The organism is Serratia sp. 201, assembly GCF_037027545.1.
GTDB classification, from domain to species: Bacteria; Pseudomonadota; Gammaproteobacteria; order Enterobacterales; family Enterobacteriaceae; genus Serratia; species Serratia bockelmannii.
In genome coordinates this window covers 159,736-178,971 of sequence record NZ_JAXCHC010000001.1, presented here as the reverse complement: position 1 = coordinate 178,971, position 19,236 = coordinate 159,736, and the positions used below count along the sequence as shown (strand labels likewise).

General features: G+C 60.3%; 19 protein-coding genes. 6 read left to right on the top strand and 13 right to left on the bottom strand.

Annotation, left to right across the window (positions count from 1 at the left end):
• Positions 1-18: 18 nt before the first annotated feature.
• The 6 genes from pgpA to nrdR all read right to left on the bottom strand — a co-directional run bounded on the left by pgpA (position 19) and on the right by nrdR (position 4,134).
• Positions 19-513 carry a phosphatidylglycerophosphatase A gene (gene pgpA / locus WA302_RS01025; protein WP_004940382.1) on the bottom strand — a complete coding sequence of 165 codons (495 nt, stop codon included), beginning with the start codon at positions 511-513 and terminating at the stop codon, positions 19-21.
• Positions 506-1,498, bottom strand: a complete 993-nt coding sequence (gene thiL, locus WA302_RS01020; protein WP_043135634.1) for a thiamine-phosphate kinase — start codon at positions 1,496-1,498, stop codon at positions 506-508. Before thiL ends, pgpA begins: the two co-directional genes overlap by 8 nt.
• A 51-nt stretch (positions 1,499-1,549) precedes the next feature.
• A complete protein-coding gene (gene nusB, locus WA302_RS01015; RefSeq protein ID WP_004940384.1) occupies positions 1,550-1,966 on the bottom strand; it encodes a transcription antitermination factor NusB in 417 nt (138 codons plus the stop codon).
• 20 nt (positions 1,967-1,986) lie between these two features.
• Positions 1,987-2,457 carry a 6,7-dimethyl-8-ribityllumazine synthase gene (ribH, locus tag WA302_RS01010; RefSeq protein WP_004940385.1) on the bottom strand — a complete coding sequence of 157 codons (471 nt, stop codon included), beginning with the start codon at positions 2,455-2,457 and terminating at the stop codon, positions 1,987-1,989.
• A gap of 107 nt (positions 2,458-2,564) precedes the next feature.
• On the bottom strand, positions 2,565-3,674 hold the full coding sequence (gene ribD, locus WA302_RS01005) for a bifunctional diaminohydroxyphosphoribosylaminopyrimidine deaminase/5-amino-6-(5-phosphoribosylamino)uracil reductase RibD (RefSeq protein WP_025301750.1): 1,110 nt from the start codon (positions 3,672-3,674) through the stop codon (positions 2,565-2,567).
• A 10-nt stretch (positions 3,675-3,684) separates the two neighbouring features.
• Positions 3,685-4,134: a transcriptional regulator NrdR gene (gene nrdR, locus WA302_RS01000; protein ID WP_004940387.1), complete on the bottom strand. Its 450-nt coding sequence runs from the start codon at positions 4,132-4,134 to the stop codon at positions 3,685-3,687.
• A 176-nt stretch (positions 4,135-4,310) separates the two neighbouring features.
• Here nrdR and WA302_RS00995 point away from each other — a divergent pair, with 176 nt between their 5' ends.
• The gene (locus tag WA302_RS00995; protein WP_025301749.1) at positions 4,311-4,871 is read left to right on the top strand and encodes a DUF3251 domain-containing protein; all 561 of its coding nucleotides are present in this window, start codon (positions 4,311-4,313) and stop codon (positions 4,869-4,871) included.
• 64 nt (positions 4,872-4,935) lie between these two features.
• On the opposite strand, the gene secF is transcribed toward WA302_RS00995, so the two are convergent.
• From secF to queA, 5 genes are all read right to left on the bottom strand, one after another.
• Positions 4,936-5,904 carry a protein translocase subunit SecF gene (secF, locus tag WA302_RS00990; protein ID WP_004940389.1) on the bottom strand — a complete coding sequence of 323 codons (969 nt, stop codon included), beginning with the start codon at positions 5,902-5,904 and terminating at the stop codon, positions 4,936-4,938.
• Between the two features lie 10 nt (positions 5,905-5,914).
• The gene (gene secD / locus WA302_RS00985; RefSeq protein WP_004940390.1) at positions 5,915-7,762 is read right to left on the bottom strand and encodes a protein translocase subunit SecD; all 1,848 of its coding nucleotides are present in this window, start codon (positions 7,760-7,762) and stop codon (positions 5,915-5,917) included.
• 24 nt (positions 7,763-7,786) lie between these two features.
• A complete protein-coding gene (gene yajC / locus WA302_RS00980) occupies positions 7,787-8,119 on the bottom strand; it encodes a preprotein translocase subunit YajC (protein ID WP_004940391.1) in 333 nt (110 codons plus the stop codon).
• Between the two features lie 33 nt (positions 8,120-8,152).
• Positions 8,153-9,277, bottom strand: coding sequence for a tRNA guanosine(34) transglycosylase Tgt (tgt, locus tag WA302_RS00975; RefSeq protein ID WP_016928877.1), 1,125 nt, complete (start codon positions 9,275-9,277; stop codon positions 8,153-8,155).
• Between the two features lie 72 nt (positions 9,278-9,349).
• Entirely contained in the window at positions 9,350-10,420 is a 1,071-nt protein-coding gene (gene queA / locus WA302_RS00970; protein WP_004940394.1) for a tRNA preQ1(34) S-adenosylmethionine ribosyltransferase-isomerase QueA, read from the bottom strand.
• 120 nt (positions 10,421-10,540) lie between these two features.
• Between queA and WA302_RS00965 the strand changes: the two genes are divergently transcribed.
• The 3 genes from WA302_RS00965 (at position 10,541) to ggt (ending at position 13,953) form a co-directional block, all read left to right on the top strand.
• The gene (locus WA302_RS00965; RefSeq protein ID WP_025301748.1) at positions 10,541-11,122 is read left to right on the top strand and encodes an ACP phosphodiesterase; all 582 of its coding nucleotides are present in this window, start codon (positions 10,541-10,543) and stop codon (positions 11,120-11,122) included.
• A 229-nt stretch (positions 11,123-11,351) separates the two neighbouring features.
• A complete protein-coding gene (locus WA302_RS00960; protein ID WP_004940403.1) occupies positions 11,352-11,954 on the top strand; it encodes a peroxiredoxin C in 603 nt (200 codons plus the stop codon).
• Positions 11,955-12,189: 235 nt separating this feature from the next.
• Entirely contained in the window at positions 12,190-13,953 is a 1,764-nt protein-coding gene (gene ggt, locus WA302_RS00955) for a gamma-glutamyltransferase (RefSeq protein WP_089180597.1), read from the top strand.
• A gap of 53 nt (positions 13,954-14,006) precedes the next feature.
• On the opposite strand, the gene malZ is transcribed toward ggt, so the two are convergent.
• A complete protein-coding gene (malZ, locus tag WA302_RS00950; protein WP_142590749.1) occupies positions 14,007-15,830 on the bottom strand; it encodes a maltodextrin glucosidase in 1,824 nt (607 codons plus the stop codon).
• Between the two features lie 247 nt (positions 15,831-16,077).
• On the opposite strand from malZ, the gene WA302_RS00945 reads away from it, so the two are divergent.
• Positions 16,078-17,334, top strand: coding sequence for a mechanosensitive ion channel family protein (locus WA302_RS00945; RefSeq protein WP_049295136.1), 1,257 nt, complete (start codon positions 16,078-16,080; stop codon positions 17,332-17,334).
• A gap of 132 nt (positions 17,335-17,466) precedes the next feature.
• Complete coding sequence (locus WA302_RS00940; protein WP_149570277.1) at positions 17,467-17,730, top strand: hypothetical protein; 264 nt, start codon at positions 17,467-17,469, stop codon at positions 17,728-17,730.
• A 32-nt stretch (positions 17,731-17,762) separates the two neighbouring features.
• Here WA302_RS00940 and proY read toward each other — a convergent pair whose 3' ends face one another.
• Entirely contained in the window at positions 17,763-19,169 is a 1,407-nt protein-coding gene (proY, locus tag WA302_RS00935; RefSeq protein WP_099817509.1) for a proline-specific permease ProY, read from the bottom strand.
• Positions 19,170-19,236: the final 67 nt, after the last annotated feature.

Below are 19,236 nucleotides of genomic sequence, written 5' to 3'. Positions count from 1 at the left end.
AAACAGCGCGCCCGTCTGTCAGAACAGCCCGATCGGCCAGTGGTGCCCAATCAGGTAGATGATGCCGGCGGACAGCACGCCGGCGATAATATCGTCGACCATAATACCCATGCCGCCATGCACGTTGCGGTCGAACCAGCGGATCGGCCACGGCTTCCACATATCCAGAATGCGGAAGATGACGAAACCGGCGGCGACCCAGCGCCAATCGTTGACCGGCAACGCCATCAGCGTGATCCACATGCCGACGAACTCGTCCCAGACGATGCTGCCGTGATCGTGCACCTTCATGTCTTTTGCCGTGCGATGGCAAATATAGACGCCGATGCAAATGCTGAACATCACCGCCAGCGAGTAAAGCTGCCACGGCAGTTGGATCAGCAGCAGCCAGAACGGGATCGCCGCCAGCGATCCCATGGTGCCCGGCATCACCGGCGACAAACCGCTGCCAAAACCGGTGGCCAGCAGGTGCCACGGATTGCTCATCCGCAGCCGGCGCTTGGCTTCATCCATCGGTGCCCGGCTCCGCGTTGAAATGATCGAAGCCGGCCCAGTCCAGCTCTACCGCCTCATCGTCGCGATAATAGCGAATACCTTCAGACAGCGGGCCAATTTGGCCGATACAGGTGTAGTCGGCTCCAAGGTGGCTCAGCGCCACTTCCAGCGCGCCGCGGTTGATCTCCGGCACGGTGAAGCACAGCTCATAATCTTCGCCGCCCGCCAGCGCCCAACGCAGCGCCTGCTCGGCATCGGCGTGGCTGCTCAGCGCCTGCGACATCGGCAGCTCGTCCAGTACGATGCGTGCGCCACAGTCGCTGGCCTTCAGGATATGCTTCAGATCGGAAATCAGGCCATCGGAGATGTCGATCGCCGAGCTGGCCAGATCGCGCAGCGCCTGCCCCTGCAACACCCGCGGCTGCGGCCGCAGATGACGCGCGACCAGATAATCGCGCGCCGCCGCATCCGTCACCGCCAGGCGATCCTGCAGGATCGCCAGACCGGCGGCGCTGTCGCCCAGCGTGCCGGTCACATAGATCCAGTCGCCGATGCGCGCGCCGCTGCGGGTCAGCGCCCGGCCGGCCGGGATCAGCCCCTGAATGGTCAACGTCATGCTCAGCGGGCCGCGCGTGGTATCGCCGCCAATCAGCTGCATGCCGTAATAGTTGAGCTGATCGAACAGGCTGTCGCTGAAGGCCTTCAGCCACGGCTCGTTCACCTCCGGCAGGGTCAGGGCCAGCGAGAGCCACGCAGGATCGGCGCCCATCGCCGCCAGATCGCTCAGATTGACCGCCAGCGCCTTGTAACCGAGATCGGCCGGATCGATGTCCGGCAGGAAGTGAATGCCCGCCACCAGTGTATCGGTACTGACGGCCACCAGCTGTTTTTCCGGCACTGCCAGCAGTGCGCAGTCATCTCCAATGCCCAACTGTACATCCCGGCGCACGCGCTTAAACCGGTCAAAATAGCGGGCAATGAGGTCAAATTCGCCGCATGCCATATCGATATTCCACTAGAAGAAATTAAGGCCGGGAATGCCGGCCTTAATGTTTTACTTTTTCTTGCGAAGGGTTGGCGCCACTTTATCCAGCACCCCATTCACAAACTTGTGGCTGTCTTCCGCGCCGAAGGTTTTCGCCAGCTCGATCGCTTCGTTAATCGCCACCTTATAAGGGACATCCTCGCGCATTTTCAGTTCAAACAGCGCGACGCGCAGCACCGCGCGCTCCACCTGGCCCAGCTCTTCGAGCTGACGCGACAGGTAAGGCGCCATCAGTTCGTCCAGCATACCTGCATTCACTGCCGCGCCGGACAGCAACTCGCGAAAATAGGCGACGTCAACATCTTTGACATCCTGCTCCGTCAGGAACTGGTGTTCAACATCGGCAAGGTCGTTTTTAGACAACTGCCAAGAGTAAAGCGCTTGAACAGCGCACTCACGAGCGCGGCGACGAGCAGCAGGTTTCACGGAATTCCCCTTAACTAAATTCAGGCTTTAATAGCTTTGATAACATTAATCATTTCAAGTGCGGTCAGCGCGGCTTCAGCGCCCTTGTTGCCCGCTTTGGTGCCGGCGCGTTCGATCGCCTGTTCGATGCTTTCGGTGGTCAGCACGCCAAAGGCAACCGGGATTTCGGCATTCATCGCAACGTTGCCGATGCCGGAGCTGGCTTCGCCCGCTACATATTCGAAGTGCGCGGTGCCCCCACGGATAACGGTGCCCAGCGCGATAACCGCGTCGTATTTGCCGGTTTTGGCCAATACGCTCGCCGTCAGCGGCAGCTCGTAAGCGCCCGGGACCCAGACAACGGTGATGTTGTCGTCAGCAACCTGACCAATGCGTTTCAGCGCGTCGATAGCACCTTCCAGCAGGCTGTCGTTGATGAAATTGTTAAAACGTGCAATTGCGATCGCCACACGGGCATTTGGAGTAGCAACAACACCTTCGATAACTTTCATGGGCTTTCCTTAAAAATGGGTTCAATACCCCGCAGGGGGGCGGATTCTATCATATTCTTTCATCGCCTGCGCGGCGCTTTTGTAAAACCGGCGCGCGGGCGCGAGATTCAGTGTTTCGCCCGCAGGCGCAAACGCAGATCGGGGCCAACCTGACGCACGTCACTAAAGACGAATTCCGGCGCGTCGGCCAGCCGTTCCAGGCCCGGCAGATGACACAGGCCACGGCCATTATCGCCCAACAGTTTCGGCGCGATGTACAAAATGAGCTCATCCACCAGGCCAGCCTGCAGCAGCGCGCCGGCCAGCGTTGCGCCCGCCTCTACCCAGATTGAATTCACCTGGCGCTTGGCCAACAGCATCATCATCACCACCAGATCGATGCCGCCGCCGTGCGCCGGGCAGATAAACTGTTCGACCTCTTGCGGCCAGGCCTGTTCATCCGCCTGCAGGCGCGCCAGCCAGGTAGCGCCCGGCTGCTGCACCACGCGGTGCTGCGGGGTAATGCGATTTTGGCTGTCGAGCAGGATGCGCAGCGGCTGGCGCAGATTTTCGCGCGGATAGAGGCGCTGCGTCTCGGCGTCCAGCTCATCCCAACGCACCGTCAGCGACGGATCGTCCGCCAGCACGGTGGCGCTGGTGCTGAGAATGGCGGCGCTCTGCGCGCGCAGGCGCTGCACGTCCTGACGCGCTTCGGGTGAGGTGATCCACTGGCTTTCGCCGGAGGCCATCGCCGTGCGGCCGTCCAGCGACGCGCCCAGCTTCAGCTGCACATAGGGGAAACCGGTGCGCATGCGTTTGAGGAAGCCCAGGTTGACCGCTTCGGCCTCGGCCAGCATCAGGCCATGACGGACTTCGACGCCGGCTTGCTGCAGCTTGTACAAGCCGCGCCCCGCCACCTGAGGATTGGGATCTTGCATCGCCGCGACCACCCGCGTCACGCCGGCGGCCACCAGCGCATCGGCGCAGGGCGGCGTGCGGCCGTGGTGACTGCACGGTTCGAGCGTGACATAGGCAGTGGCGCCGCGCGCCTTGTCGCCCGCCATGCGCAGCGCGTGCACTTCCGCATGCGGCTCGCCGGCGCGCAGATGATAGCCTTCACCGACAATTTCGCCGTCGCGCACGATAACGCAGCCGACGTTCGGATTGGGCGCGGTGGTGAAACGCCCCAGCCGCGCCAGTTCGAAGGCGCGCGCCATGTAAAATTCGTCGTGATGCATGAAAGATCCTTTAGTCTTGCAGGCGGGCAATCTCTTCACCGAACTCGCGCACGTCTTCGAAGCTGCGGTACACCGACGCGAAGCGAATGTAGGCCACCTTATCCAGCTTTTTCAGCGCATCCATCACCAGATTGCCGACTAACTTGGTCGGCACTTCGCGTTCGCCGGTGGCGCGCAGTTGGGATTTGATATGATTAAGGGCGTTTTCCACATCGTCCGAGCTGACCGGGCGCTTTTCCAGCGCTTTCAGCATGCCGCGACGCAGTTTGTCTTCGTTGAACGGCTCGCGCACCTCATCGCTTTTAATCACTCGCGGCATCACCAGCTCGGCCACCTCGAAGGTGGTGAAGCGTTCATTGCATACCAGACACTGGCGGCGGCGGCGCACTTGCGAACCGTCCCCCACCAGGCGGGAATCGATGACTTTGGTATCAACGGCGGCGCAGAAAGGGCAATGCATAACACGTCCTGATAAACGTTTTTTATAGATAAATGCAGTTTAACCCGAAGTGCAGCCACAACAAAGGGCGGCGGCCATTTGTTGCGACAGGCGGCGGGAAGGTGGCAGCGATATGACTTTCACCACTATGCGGACTAAGCTTGATAGCAGGAGACTCAGCATAGGAAATCGCCGTCATGACAACCTGTTACCCTAAAATCGCCCTGCTCGCCGCCGCCATTTTGCTGGCGGGCTGCGCGCACAACACCGCCGTGCCTCAGCTGCGCCATCAGGTCGCCGCGCTGAACCAGAAAGTGAGCGTACTGACCGACCAAACCACCGCACTGGAGCGGCAGAATTTGCTCAATCAGCACTCCGACAATGGCGTCTACCTGCTGCCGGCGGCTCGAAGCGCTGCCCGTTTGCAGAGCAGCATCGGCGAACTGAGCGTTTCGCTGAGCCACATCAAGAGCGAAGCCAACGGCACGCAGGCGCAGCTGCATGTGCGCATCCTCTCACAGGCTACGCTGCCGCCGTTCAACGCGGTGGTGGAATGGGGTCAACTGGATGAGGCCACCGGCCGGCCGCTGACCGCCGAAGCACTGTCGCAACCGATCGCCAGCGCCGACTCGCTGCTGCCGAAACCCGGTCAGGACTTCGAGCTACGCTTCAGCGGCCTGACGCCGGAACAGCTCGGCTATATCCGTCTGCACAGCCTGGTGGCCACCGCCCAACCGGCGGTGGTGCAGCAACGCTGAAACCCAAAGCAAAAAAAAGGAGCGCCATTGGCGCTCCTTCTCATTTCGCTGAATACTGCGGCGGTTAAGGCAGAATCGAAGGCTGATCCGCGCCCTCTTTTTCCACTTTTTGCTGCAGCATGTGCTCGCGTTTCATCCCCAGCTTCAACGCCAGCGCGGACGCGACGTAGATGGAGGAAACGGTACCGATCGACACGCCGATCAGCATCGCCAGCGAGAAGCCTTGCAGCATCGCGCCACCGAAGATGTACAGCATCAGCACCACCATCAGGGTAGTACCGGAAGTCATCAGCGTACGGCTCAGCGTCTGGGTCAACGACACGTTCATGATCTCGTAAGGCGTACCGCGGCGGATCTTGCGGAAGTTCTCACGAATACGGTCGGAGACCACGATGCTGTCGTTCAGCGAGTAACCGATAACCGACATCAGGGAAGCGACGATGGTCAGGTCAATCTCGATGTGGAACAGCGACAGCACGCCCAGCGTGATGATCACGTCGTGCGCTAGCGCGATAACCGCCCCCAGCGCCAGGCGCCATTCGAAGCGGAAACCGACGTAGATCAGGATACAGATCAACGCCACCAGCAGCGCCATGCCGCCGGTTTGCGCCAGCTCGCTGCCCACGCTCGGGCCGACGAACTCGATGCGCTTCACGGTGGCGTTTTTATCCACCGAGTCGTTGATCACGCCGATCACCTTGTTGCCCAGTTCCTGGCCTGCGGTGCCGGTCGCCGGTGGCATGCGCACCATCACGTCGCGGCTGCTGCCGAAGTTCTGGATGATCGGATCCTGGAACCCGGCCTTCTCCAGCGTGTCGCGCATCAGGTCAAGGTTAGCCGGCTTCTCCAGGTTGATTTCAATCACCGTACCGCCGGTGAAATCCAGACCCCAGTTAAACCCGCGCACCGACATGGTGACGATCGACGCGACCAACAGCAGCAACGAGATGCCGAAGGCCAAATAGTCCCAGCGCATAAAGTCGTAGACTTTACGGCCGTAGTTGAGTTGCTCAACAGTATAATCCTGTGCCACAACGCACTCCTCAGATAGACAGCTTGTTAATGCGTTTGCCGCCGTAAAGCAGGTTGACGATGGCACGGGTACCGACAATCGCGGTGAACATGGACGTCGCCACACCGATCGCGGTGGTGATCGCAAAGCCTTTGATCGAACCGGTGCCGACTGCGTACAGGATGACCGCGGTGATCAGCGTGGTGATGTTGGCGTCGACGATACTGGAGAACGCGCCTTTATAGCCCTCATGGATCGCCTGCTGAACGGACCTGCCGTTCTTCAGCTCTTCCTTGATACGTTCGTTAATCAGTACGTTGGCGTCAACCGCCACCGCCAGCGTCAACACGATCCCGGCAATGCCCGGCATGGTCAGCGTCGCCCCCGGCAACAGGGACATCACGCCGACGATCAGCACCAGGTTGGCGACCAGCGCCGTGGTGGCGATCACGCCGAACTTACGGTACCAGACCACCATGAAGACGATGGACGCCACCAGGCCCCACAGACAGGCTTCCAGACCTTGGGTAATGTTCTGCTGACCCAGGGTTGGACCGATGGTGCGCTCTTCAACGATCTGAATCGGCGCGATCAGCGCACCCGCACGCAACAGCAGCGAAAGCTGACGCGCTTCGTTCGGGTTGCCGATACCGGTGATGCGGAAGCTGTTGCCCAGACGCGACTGAATGTTCGCCACGTTGATCACTTCTTCCTGTTTCACCAGCACAGCGCGGCCATTGGCGTCTTTCTTGCCGCTGTCCTTATATTCCACGAACAGGGTCGCCATCGGCTTGCCGATGTTGTCCTTGGTGAAGTTGGACATCGACGTGCCGCCGGCGCTATCCAGCGAGATGTTAACCTGCGGCTGGTTGTATTCGTCGGTGCTCGAGGTGGAGTCGGTGATGTGGTCACCGGTCAGGATCACGCGCTTGTACAGCACGATCGGCTGGCCGTCGCGGGTATATTTCACCTCGGAATCGCCCGGCACGCGGCCATTGGCCGCCGCGGTGGCGTCCGCATTGGTGTTCACCAGACGGAACTCCAGGGTCGCGGTGGCGCCCAGAATTTCTTTGGCGCGCGCGGTGTCCTGAATGCCCGGCAGCTCGACCACGATGCGGTCAGCGCCCTGGCGCTGCACCAGCGGTTCGGCGACGCCGAGCTGGTTGACGCGGTTACGCAGGATAGTGATGTTCTGCTGGACGGCGTATTCACGCGCTTCGCTCAGACGGGCGTCCGTCAGGTTGGCTTTCATGGTGTTAGCGCCGTTGGCGGACAGCACCAGATCGCGCTGACGCGGGCCGATGTAGCTGATGGCCTGGTCGCGAGCCGCATCGTCACGGAAGCGAACTTCCACGCCGTTGTTGTCCAGCTTGCGGATAGACGCGTAAGGAATGCCCTTCTCGCGCAGCTCGCTGCGCAGGGTATCCATGGTCTGTTCCTGCAGCTTGCTCAACGCGGTGTCCATGTCCACTTCCATCAGGAAGTGCACGCCGCCGCGCAGGTCCAGGCCGAGTTTCATCGGTTCTGCGCCCAGCATGGCCAGCCAGGTCGGCGTGGCCGGCGCCAGGTTCAGCGCCACGACGAATTTGTCACCCAGCTCGGTCACCAGCGCTTCGCGGGCGCGCAGCTGAACGTCAGGATCTTTAAAGCGAGCCAGGATAGCGCCATTTTCCAGCGCAATCGACTTGCTCGCGATGTTGTCTTTTTCTAATACGGTACGGACCTGGTCCAGCGTAGTTTCACTGGCGGCGACACCGCGCGCGCCAGTGATTTGTACGGCCGGATCCTCACCGTAGATGTTGGGAAGCGCATAAAGCAGACCGACGAGGATCACGACGATCAACATCAGATACTTCCACAAAGGATAACGGTTTAGCACGGCAATTCCCTTCGGGAAAAAAGATTACAGGGCCTTCATGGTACCTTTCGGCAGAACGGCCGCCACGAAGTCACGCTTGATCATCACTTCCGTGGTGTCGTTCAGCGCGATGGCGATGATGCCGGTGTCGGCCACTTTGGTCACACGACCGATCAGGCCGCCGGTGGTCAGCACTTCGTCGCCTTTACCGATGGAGTCCATCAGCTTCTTGTGATCTTTCGCGCGTTTCTGCTGTGGGCGCAGGATCATGAAGTAGAAGATCAGGCCGAACACCACCAGCATAATGATCAGAGAGTACGGGCTTCCCTGAGCCGGAGCCCCTGCGGATGCGACGGCGTCAGAAATGAAAAAGCTCATTGAAATTCCCTCATTAAGTTATCAATTATTAGATCAAGCGTTTAAAGGCGGAATCGGCTTGCCGATCCGACCATAGAAATCCGCAACAAACTGCTCTAATTTACCCTCTTCGATAGCCTGGCGTAAACCCGCCATCAGGCGCTGGTAGTGACGCAGGTTATGAATTGTGTTCAGTCGAGCACCCAATATTTCGTTGCAACGGTCGAGATGGTGCAAGTAGGCGCGGCTGTAATGGCGACACGTGTAGCAATCACAGTCCTTATCCAGCGGAGACGTATCATCCTTGTGCTTGGCATTACGGATTTTTACCACACCGTCAGTCACGAACAAATGGCCGTTGCGGGCGTTGCGGGTCGGCATGACGCAGTCGAACATGTCGATGCCGCGGCGCACGCCTTCCACCAAATCTTCCGGCTTGCCGACGCCCATCAAATAGCGTGGCTTATCTTCCGGAATTTGCGGGCAAACGTGTTCAAGAATGCGATGCATATCCTCTTTCGGCTCGCCTACAGCCAAGCCGCCCACAGCGTACCCGTCAAAGCCGATATCCACCAGCCCTTTGACGGAAACATCACGTAAATCTTCGTAAACGCCGCCCTGAATGATGCCGAACAGCGCATTTTTATTTTCCAGCTCGTCGAAACGCTGGCGGCTGCGCTGCGCCCAACGCAGCGACATTTCCATCGAACGCTTGGCGTAGTCCCAGTCGGCCGGGTACGGCGTGCATTCGTCGAAGATCATCACGATGTCGGAACCCAGGTCATACTGGATTTCCATCGATTTTTCCGGGCTCAGGAACACCTTGTCGCCGTTGATCGGGTTGCGGAAGTACACGCCTTCCTCTTTGATCTTGCGCATCGCCCCCAGGCTGAACACCTGAAAACCGCCGGAGTCGGTGAGGATCGGGCCCGGCCACTGCATGAAATCATGCAGATCGCCGTGCAGCTTCATGATCTCCTGGCCAGGGCGCAGCCACAGGTGGAAGGTGTTGCCCAGCAGGATCTGCGCGCCGGTTTCTTTCACTTCTTCCGGCGTCATGCCCTTGACCGTGCCGTAGGTGCCGACCGGCATAAAGGCCGGGGTTTCCACCACGCCGCGGTCGAAAATCAGGCGGCCGCGGCGTGCGCGGCCATCGGTAGTTTGTAGTTCGTACTTCACAAAGCCTCCAGCATCAGAGAAACAGTCTGATGTCGTTGAAACGGGGCCGCGCCGTGGGCGCAGCCCGGGAAATTAACCGCCGACGGACTCGTTTTCCGCCTGCGGATTACGGCTGATGAACATCGCATCGCCATAGCTGAAAAAGCGGTACTGCTCGGCCACCGCCTGCTGATAGGCGTTCATGGTATTTTTGTAGCCGGCGAAGGCCGACACCAGCATGATCAAGGTCGATTCCGGCAGGTGGAAATTGGTCACCAGCGCGTCGATCACCTGGTAGTGATAGCCCGGATAGATAAAGATGCTGGTGTCGCCGAAGAACGGCGCAATCAGCGCCTCTTTGCTGGCCGCCGCGGCGCTTTCCAGCGAACGCACCGAGGTGGTGCCCACCGCCACGACGCGCTTGCCGCGCGCTTTGCAGGCCAGCACCGCATCCACCACCTCCTGCGGCACTTCAGCGTATTCGGCGTGCATCACGTGATCTTCGATGGTTTCCACGCGCACCGGCTGGAAGGTGCCGGCGCCGACGTGCAGCGTCACGAACGCCATTTCCACGCCTTTGGCGCGCAGCGCCGCCAGCAGCGGTTCGTCGAAGTGCAGGCCGGCGGTCGGCGCGGCGACCGCGCCCGGTTTCTCGCTGTAGACCGTCTGATACAGCTCACGGTCGGCGTCTTCATCCGGGCGAGCGATATAAGGCGGCAGCGGCATGTGGCCGGCCGCGTTGAGAATGGTGAATACATCGCGTTCGTCGTTGAAGCGCAGCTCGAACAGCGTCTCGTGGCGCGCCACCATGGTGGCGGCGATGCTCTCATCATCCCCCAACAGCAGCTCGGCCCCCGGCTTGGGCGCTTTCGACGCGCGCACGTGCGCCAGCACGCGATGGTCGTCCAGCACGCGCTCCACCAGCACTTCTATCTTGCCACCGCTGACCTTGCGGCCGAACATGCGCGCCGGGATCACGCGGGTATTGTTGAACACCAGCAGGTCGCCGGCTTCCAGCTTATCCAGCAGATCGGTGAATACGCCGTGCGTCAGCGCCCCGCTCGGCCCGTCCAGCTGCAGCAGGCGGCATGCGCTGCGCTCGGCCTGGGGATAGTGGGCAATCAGGGATTCGGGAAGTTCAAACGAAAAATCAGCGACGCGCATGGGTATTCACTTCTTCAATTTATGGCTGGTTGGTAAAAAACAGGCGGCCTAGTCTAAAGCCGGGGGCGGTCAGCGGCAAGAAATAAGGAGGATTTGCCTGACTTCGGGTATAGTTGAGGGATGAATTTTCTCGCTCATCTTCACCTGGCCATGCTGGCGGACAGCTCGCTGCTGGGCAACCTGCTGGCCGATTTCGTGCGTGGCAACCCCGCCGCCGACTACCAGCCCGACGTGGTGGCCGGCATCATGATGCACCGTCGCGTCGACGTGCTGACCGACAGCCTGCCGCAGGTCAAAGCCTGCCGCGACTATTTCAGCGCCCCCTACCGCCGCGTGGCGCCGATCACCCTCGACGTGGTGTGGGACCATTTTTTGGCGCGCCACTGGCAGCAGTTGGAGCCCTCACGCGACCTGCACCAGTTTACCCAGGAAGCCCGCAGCCAGATCGAACCTTACCTGCCGCTCACGCCGCCACGCTTTCAGAACCTGAACGGCTATCTGTGGCCGGAACGCTGGCTGGAACGCTACGCCGAATTGCCGTTCATCGCCCGGGTGCTGCAGGGCATGGCCAGCCGCCGTCCGCGCCTCGATGCCCTGGCAGGCTCGTTCGCCGACGTCGAGCGACATTATCATCAGCTTGAAACACAATTCTGGCAGTTTTATCCGCAAATGATGCAGCAGGCGAAGGAAAAAACGCTCTGAGGTCAAGCTCAAGCGTTTGAAATTGCAGCGCCTTGCAAGAATTTACGCTTTGCCGCTTGCCCTTTTGTGGGAAAAGGTTATTTTTAAAGCCTGTCAAATTTAATTAATGAATTTAATAGGTAAAAGCTATCTCATCGATTGGTCTTTTGCCCTTTATTCGCCAAGTCGTGGCCCCTATACTGGCCCTTGTTTTTACATCCACCCTTTAACACCTATTACAGGAGTAATTATGGTCCTGGTAACTCGTCAAGCCCCTGACTTCACTGCAGCTGCCGTACTGGGTAGCGGCGAAATCGTTGAAAACTTCAACCTGAAGAAGCACCTGAACGGCAAACCAGCCGTGCTGTTCTTCTGGCCAATGGACTTCACCTTCGTATGCCCTTCCGAGCTGATCGCTTTCGATCACCGCTATGAAGAGTTCCAGAAGCGTGGCGTTGAAGTGGTTGGCGTTTCCTTCGACTCAGAATTCGTCCACAACGCATGGCGTAAAACCCCTGTCGACAAAGGCGGCATCGGTGAAGTGAAATACGCAATGGTTGCTGACGTTAAGCGTGAAATCCAGAAAGCTTACGGCATCGAACACCCGGAAGCTGGCGTTGCGCTGCGCGGCTCCTTCCTGATCGACAAAGACGGCATCGTACGTGCTCAGGTTGTTAACGACCTGCCAATCGGCCGTAACATCGACGAAATGATCCGTACCGTTGACGCGCTGCAATTCCACGAAGAGCACGGTGAAGTGTGCCCGGCTCAGTGGGAAAAAGGCAAAGCAGGTATGGGCGCTTCTCCAGACGGCGTGGCAAAATACCTGTCTGAAAACGCTGCCAAGCTGTAATTTCAGCCTGATAGTGAATCAACCGGCCCACGCGGCCGGTTTTTTTATGCCCCTTTTTGGGGCAGACCGCCCGCCTTCAGTGCTTTATTTCCCTGTTTCCGCTCACATTTTCCACCCTGCTCGCCGCGTGTGCGCCCATCTGCGGCTACTATCAATAACGCTGGCTCGCGCTTTGCAAGTGAACAACAGCCAAGCAAACACAACACAATAAAAAACTGACAGGGTAGGAATAACTATGTTTTTACAGAAATGGAGCAAACCCCTGACCATGGCGGCGCTGCTGGTCAGCGGCAGCCTGCATGCGGCATCCAACCCAGCGGTGGAAGCCAAAAACGGCATGGTGGTCACCTCGCAGCATCTGGCTTCGCAGGTCGGGGTGGATATCCTGAAGATGGGCGGCAACGCCATCGACGCCGCCGTGGCGGTCGGCTACGCGCAGGCGGTGGTGAACCCCTGCTGCGGCAACATCGGCGGCGGCGGCTTTATGACCGTCCACCTGGCGGACGGCACCGACACCTTCATCAACTTCCGCGAAACCGCGCCGGCGGCGGCCAGCGCCAACATGTATCTGGACGCCGACGGCAAGGTGAAGAAAGACGCCAGCCTGTACGGCTATCTGGCGGCGGGCGTGCCGGGCACCGTGCTGGGAATGGAAACCGCGCGTGAGAAGTACGGCAAACTGAGCCGCGAACAGGTGCTGGCGCCGGCGATCAGGCTGGCGCGCGAAGGCTTTGTGCTGACCCGCGCCGATACCGATATCCTCGACACCACCATCGCGCGCTTCAAACAGGATCCCGAGTCGGCCAAAATCTTCCTGCGCCCGGACGGCAGCCCGCTGCAGCCGGGGGACAAACTGGTGCAAACCGATCTGGCCAATACGCTGGAAGCCATCGCCAAAGGGGGAACCGACGCCTTCTACAAAGGCAAGATCCCACAGGCGGTGGAGGCGGCGGCCAAACAGGGCGGCGGCATTTTGACCGCCGCCGACTTCGCCGACTACAAGGTCACCGAAACGCCGCCGATCACCTGCAGCTATCGCGGCTACAAGTTCGTGTCGGCGCCGCCTCCCAGCTCAGGTGGCGTCACGCTGTGCGAAATCCTCAACGTGGTGGAAGGCTATGACCTGAAAAGCATGGGCTTCAACTCGGCGGCGGCCATTCACACCATGACCGAAGCGATGCGCCATGCCTACATGGATCGCAACACCTACCTCGGCGACCCGGAATTCATCAAGAACCCGATCGACCGGCTGGTGAGCAAGAGCTACGCCGAGCAGATCCGCAAGAAAATCGTCGCGGACAAGGCCACGCCGTCGGAAAACGTACAGCCCGGCATGGAACCGCATGAGAAGCCGGAAACCACCCATTATTCGATCGTCGACCACGACGGCAACGCGGTCTCCACCACCTATACCGTCAACGGCCGCTTCGGCGCCGTGGTGATCGCACCGGGCACCGGCTTCTTCCTCAACGACGAGATGGACGACTTCACGGTGAAAGTGGGCGAGAAAAACCTGTACGGGCTGGTGCAAGGCACCGCCAACAGCATTGCCCCCGGTAAGCGCCCACTATCGTCGATGAGCCCGACGCTGGTGACCAAGGACAACAAGATTTTTATGGTGCTGGGCTCGCCGGGCGGCTCACGCATCATCACCATCACCCTGCAGACCGCGTTGAACGTGATCGACCACGGTATGGCGCCGCAGGAAGCGGTGGACGCACCGCGCATCCATCACCAATGGTTGCCGGATGAGGTGTACTACGAACAGCGCGGCGTTTCCGCCGATACGCTGAAGCTGCTGAGCGGCATGGGCTATAAGATGGTCGAGCAAACGCCGTGGGGCGCCGCCGAACTGATTCTGGTCGGTTTGCCGGGCGCGGCGGGCGTCAGCCCGGCCAACTCCGGCAACGATTCGGCGGTTTCCGGTAAAGTGCGTGAAGGCTACCTGTACGGCGCCAACGACGTGCGTCGCCCGGCAGGCTCCGCGGTCGGTTACTGATGTAAACGCCCACTCACCTTGATCGCGGGGGCCCTTCGGCCCCCGCAGTTCCCTTAGCCTTCATACCGCCACACGGTGGCCGACTCTTCCGCCAGCTGCAGGCGCAGCCCGCCGGCCGTTTCGCTCAACTCTCCCCGCCCTTCCACACGCCGCCACGGGCCACGGGCCAACAGCGGGTTGTGCGGCAGCTGCGCCTGGCCGCTGCCGTCGCGCTGCAGCGCCACCAACACCTGCTCCTGCTGATACAGGCGCACGAACACCAGCGTTTCTCCGCTGGCGTACAGCACCTGACAGCCGCCGCGACGCAGCGCCAGGCTCTGTTTACGCAGCGCCGCCATACGCTGGAACAGCGCCAGCAGCGGCCGCTCCCAGTCACCGACGTCCCACGGGAACGGCTTGCGGCAGAACGGATCGTTGCCGCCGTCCAGGCCAATCTCATCGCCGTAATAGAGACAAGGCACGCCGATCCAGCTCAGCAACCACACCGCCGCCATCTGCATGCGCGCCGCGTTCCCCTGCAACAGCGTGAGGAAACGCGCGGTATCGTGGCTGTCCAGCTGATTGAACTGGATCAGCTGGCGGCCGTGCGGCAGCCCCGCGCGGTAGCCGTCCATCCACTGCGCGCACCCGGCGGCGTCCAGCCGCACCGGGTGATAGGCCACGTCCAGCCCCGCCAAGAACGCCCGCACTGGCAGCGCAAAGCCCATGTAGTTCATCGCCGCATCCTCCACGCCGGCGTGCAGCCAGCGGCGCGCGTCGCCGAAGTGCTCGCCCAAGACGTAGGCCTGCGGATTCTCCTGCTTCACCGCCTGATAGATGCCAGCCAGGTGGTGCAGGTTGCCGGTGGCACCGCCGTTCTCCCCTAGCATGTGCACCACGTCCAGCCGCCAACCGTCGATGCTGTACGGCGGGCGCAGCCAGTGGCGCACCACGCTGCCTTCCCCGCGATAGATCGCTTCCGCCACCTGCGGCTCGGCGAAGTTGAGCTTCGGCAGGCTGGCGTTGCCCTTCCAGTCGAGCGCGCGGCCGTCCGGGTAAAAGTTGAACCAGCCGCGATACGGTGAATCGGGGTGGTGACAGGCGCCGTTTTCGCCCTGGCGATGGCGGTCGAACCACGGATGCGAGTCACCGGTGTGGTTGAATACCCCGTCCAGCACCAGTTTCATGCCCACCTTGTGAGTGCTCACTCGCAAACGCTGCAGCGCCGCGTTGCCGCCAAAGTGCGGATCGACCTGGTAATAGTCCTCGGTATCGTACTTATGCACGCTCGGCGCGGTAAAAATCGGGTTCAGATACAGCGCGGTCACGCCCAGCTGCTGCAAATACGGCAGTTTGGCGCAGATGCCGTCCAGATCGCCGCCGTAAAAGGTCGAGGCGGCGTGACGATCCTCCAGCGGATGCTGCCAGTCGCGCCGAATCACCTCGGCACCGGCCGCGTGATGGCGGTAGCTGCCGCTTTGGATGCCGTGCTCGCCGCCGCTGCTGGCGAAGCGATCGGGGAAAATCTGGTAGAACAGCTGATCCGCCACCCACTCGGGGCCATGGTCGGGCTCGTCGACGGCGAACTGCGCCAGCTGGCCCGGCGGCGTTGGCGACCAGCCCTGCGGGCCGAACCACTGCTGGCGATCGGCCCACAGCAGCTTGAAGCAGTAACGCCGCGTCGGCTCGCCCTCATTCAGCGTAAGGCTGGCCTGGTAGCGCCGCATCCCCTCGTGGCGCTGCGCTTTCATCACCAGCAGCCACTCTTCGTTGTCCGGTTCGGCGCGCAAAAACACCCGTTCCGGCAGTTCATCCCCCTGTAACCACAGCGTGATATCCAAACGTTGCCCTTGCTTCACCACAAAAGGCGGGACCGGTTGATGCCAGGCGTTAAGCATACTGTTTCTCCTGCTGTACCAAACGAAATCGACGGCGTTCTTCAAGAAGCGAACAATGCCACGTTAAGTGCAACTCCCCCTCCTCTCTGGCCGCAAAACCCAGGGATGAGCCGGGGGGCGGAGACCGAAAAATAACGCTAACTCGATGTAAAAAAAGGTAAACAGGCACAAATCCTTCACGTTACCCCTTAGGCTAACGCGTTTTGAGCTTACAGGATATTTTTTGCGCATTTTTTAAGGAGCGGTAATGCAACAACAGATAACGCGCTGGCTGGAACAGTTTGGTTTGGAATTCGGCGGAGTGATGTCGCTGTTGATGGTATTGGGGTTGATTGTCCTGATCTCGGTGGTGATCCACCTGGTGCTGCACCGGGTGGTGTTGGCCGCCCTTCAGCGCCGCGGCCAGCAATCGCAGCGCGTCTGGCAACAGGCCATCACCCAATACAAACTGTTCCAGCGCGTGGCGCTGCTGCTGCAAGGGGTGATCATCAGCATCCAGGCGACGCTGTGGTTGCAGAGCGGCAGCCAAACCCAGGCGGTGATCGTCACCGCCGCGCAGGTGTGGATCCTCGCCTTCACCCTGCTGTCGCTGTTCTCGCTGCTGGATACGCTGCTGGCGCTGCTGCGCCAAAGTCCGATCGCCAATCAGCTGCCGCTGCGCGGCATTTTCCAGGGCCTGAAACTGGTGGCGGCGATCCTGATCGGCATCATGATCGTTTCGTTGCTGATGGGCAAATCGCCGCTGCTGCTGCTCAGCGGCCTGGGTGCCATGACCGCGGTCTTGATGTTGGTGTTCAAGGATCCGATCCTCGGGCTGGTGGCCGGCATTCAGCTCTCCGCCAACGATATGCTGAAGATCGGCGACTGGCTGGAAATGCCGAAATACGGCGCCGACGGCGCGGTCACCGACATCGGCCTGACCACGGTCAAAGTGCGTAACTGGGACAACACCGTCACCACTATTCCTACCTACGCGCTGATCTCCGACTCGTTCAAGAACTGGCGGTCGATGTCGGAATCCGGCGGGCGCCGCATCAAGCGCAGCCTGAATATCGACACCGGCAGCGTGCACTTCCTGTCGGAAGAGGAACAGCGCCGCCTGCAGCGCAACCCGCTGCTGCACAGCTACCTGAACGTCAAGACCCAGGAGCTGAGCCAGCATAACCAGGAGATCGCCGTCGATCTGGCCTCGCCGCTCAACGGCCGCCGCCTGACCAACCTCGGCACGCTGCGCGCCTATCTGGAAGCCTACCTGCGCGCTCACCCGCGCATTCACCAGAATATGACGCTGATGGTGCGCCAGCTGGCGCCGACGCCGGAGGGCCTGCCGCTGGAAATCTACGCTTTTACCAACACCACGGTCTGGGCGGAGTACGAAAGCATTCAGGCGGATATTTTCGACCATCTCCTGGCGGTGATCGACGAGTTCGGCCTGCGCGTGCATCAAACGCCAACCGGCAACGACCTGCGCGGCATGCTGCGACAAAGCGCGAACGCTTCCTGACGTCGGCTGACGTAACTGTGTCTGCTGGTAATTATTCTCTTTCAATTGCCAGCAGATATCTCCATCCCCTTCTTTTCCCCGGCGAAAACGGCGTTAATGTGCCATCACCTTCACTACCGAGAGGGAAAGCCCTTGCTGAAACGGTTACGTCACCGGCTGTTTACCCTGCTGGCCACCCTGCTGTTTATCGGCTGCCTGCACAGCGCGTCGCTGGATGAAAGCCGCATGCCCCGCAATCTGCAACCTTCGCTGAGTGCACTCAGCAGCAATATGCAGGACATTCGCGAAGTGCTGGCGCGCTGCGCCGGCGAGGAGGAGGAAGAACGCCTTAACGGCGGCGACATGCGTATCGAAGCGCGCGCCGCCGGGGAGGATGAAGTGGAAGACCAACGCTAAAAAAACACCGGCCTCAGCCGGTGTTTTTCCATTTAGTCTTGCTGCGTCGCCAACGGCGCGCGTTTTTTCTGATGGTTGACCTTGAACCAGTACCCCGCCAACAGCAACACCACCCAAACCAGGCCGGCGTACAACGAGACACGCGTGGTCGGGAAGTAACCGATCAGACCGATGATGAACACCAGGAACACGATCGCCACCACCGAGGTGAATACCCCACCGCGCAGTGGGAACGCCAGCTGTTTCACCTGCTCTTTGCTCAGGCTGCGGCGGAAGGCAATTTGCGAGAACAGGATCATGATCCACACCCACACGGTGGCGAAGGTCGCCAGGGAGGCGATCACCAGGAACACGCTCTCCGGCATGATGTAGTTGAGGTATACCGCCAGCAGCAGCGCCAACATCATCACCACTACCGTCACCCAAGGAATGCCGCGCTTCGACACCTTGCTGAACATCTTCGGCGCGTGGCCCTGTTCGGCCATGCCGTGCAGCATGCGGCCGACGCCGAACACGTCGCTGTTAATCGCCGACAGCGACGCGGTAATCACCACGAAGTTGAGGATGCCCGCCGCCACGGTGATGCCCATATGCTGGAAAGTCAGCACGAACGGGCTGCCGTTGGTACCCACCTGGTTCCACGGGTAGATAGACATAATGACGAACAGCGTACCGACGTAGAACACCAGAATGCGCCACGGCACCGAGTTGATGGCCTTCGGAATCGATTTTTTCGGATCTTTGGCTTCGCCGGCGGTGATGCCGATAATTTCAATGCCACCATAAGCGAACATCACCAGCTGCAGCGACAGGATCATGCCGATAAAGCCGTTGCTGAAGAAGCCGCCGTTCGACCACAGGTTATGTATACCGGTCGGTTGCCCGCCGTTGCCGATGCCCCAGATGATGATGCCGATACCGGCCGCGATCATGATGATGATGGTGGCGACCTTGAAGAACGAGAACCAGAATTCCAGCTCGCCGAACACCTTGACGCTCATCAGGTTGATGGCGCCGATGATCAGCACCACGCTCAGCACCCAGATCCAGTGCGGCACTTCCGGGAACCAGACCCCCATATAGATGCCGAAGGCGGTCACGTCGGCGATGGCGACAATCAGGATTTCAAAGCAGTAAGTCCAGCCGGTGATGTAACCCGCCATCGGGCCGAGGTAGTCCTGCGCATAGCGGGAAAATGAGCTGGCCTGCGGGTTGTTGACCGACATCTCCCCCAGGGCGCGCATGATGATAAAGGCCACGATGCCGCCGATCAGGTAAGCCAGCAGCACGCTCGGGCCGGCCATTTTGATGGCATCCGCCGAGCCGTAGAACAACCCGGTGCCGATGGCTGACCCCAACGCCATAAAGCGGATATGACGCGTGCTGAGGCCGCGTTTCAGCTTATTGTCGGGGGCAGAGGTGGGTGACTGTTGTTGCATGAAAATGACCCATAGTTTTAAACGAAAAAAAGCCACGGACATGTCCGTGGCCCTGGATTAAGCCGGG

Coding starts and splice junctions, on each gene's coding strand:
- WA302_RS00945 (WP_049295136.1), top strand. CDS start 16,078: ATGCAACAACAGATAACGCGCTGGCTGGAACAGTTTGGTTTGGAATTC.
- nrdR (WP_004940387.1), bottom strand. CDS start 4,134: ATGCATTGCCCTTTCTGCGCCGCCGTTGATACCAAAGTCATCGATTCC.
- ggt (WP_089180597.1), top strand. CDS start 12,190: ATGTTTTTACAGAAATGGAGCAAACCCCTGACCATGGCGGCGCTGCTG.
- WA302_RS00965 (WP_025301748.1), top strand. CDS start 10,541: ATGAATTTTCTCGCTCATCTTCACCTGGCCATGCTGGCGGACAGCTCG.
- queA (WP_004940394.1), bottom strand. CDS start 10,420: ATGCGCGTCGCTGATTTTTCGTTTGAACTTCCCGAATCCCTGATTGCC.
- pgpA (WP_004940382.1), bottom strand. CDS start 513: ATGGATGAAGCCAAGCGCCGGCTGCGGATGAGCAATCCGTGGCACCTG.
- ribH (WP_004940385.1), bottom strand. CDS start 2,457: ATGAAAGTTATCGAAGGTGTTGTTGCTACTCCAAATGCCCGTGTGGCG.
- WA302_RS00960 (WP_004940403.1), top strand. CDS start 11,352: ATGGTCCTGGTAACTCGTCAAGCCCCTGACTTCACTGCAGCTGCCGTA.
- thiL (WP_043135634.1), bottom strand. CDS start 1,498: ATGGCATGCGGCGAATTTGACCTCATTGCCCGCTATTTTGACCGGTTT.
- yajC (WP_004940391.1), bottom strand. CDS start 8,119: ATGAGCTTTTTCATTTCTGACGCCGTCGCATCCGCAGGGGCTCCGGCT.
- proY (WP_099817509.1), bottom strand. CDS start 19,169: ATGCAACAACAGTCACCCACCTCTGCCCCCGACAATAAGCTGAAACGC.
- ribD (WP_025301750.1), bottom strand. CDS start 3,674: ATGCATCACGACGAATTTTACATGGCGCGCGCCTTCGAACTGGCGCGG.
- malZ (WP_142590749.1), bottom strand. CDS start 15,830: ATGCTTAACGCCTGGCATCAACCGGTCCCGCCTTTTGTGGTGAAGCAA.
- WA302_RS00995 (WP_025301749.1), top strand. CDS start 4,311: ATGACAACCTGTTACCCTAAAATCGCCCTGCTCGCCGCCGCCATTTTG.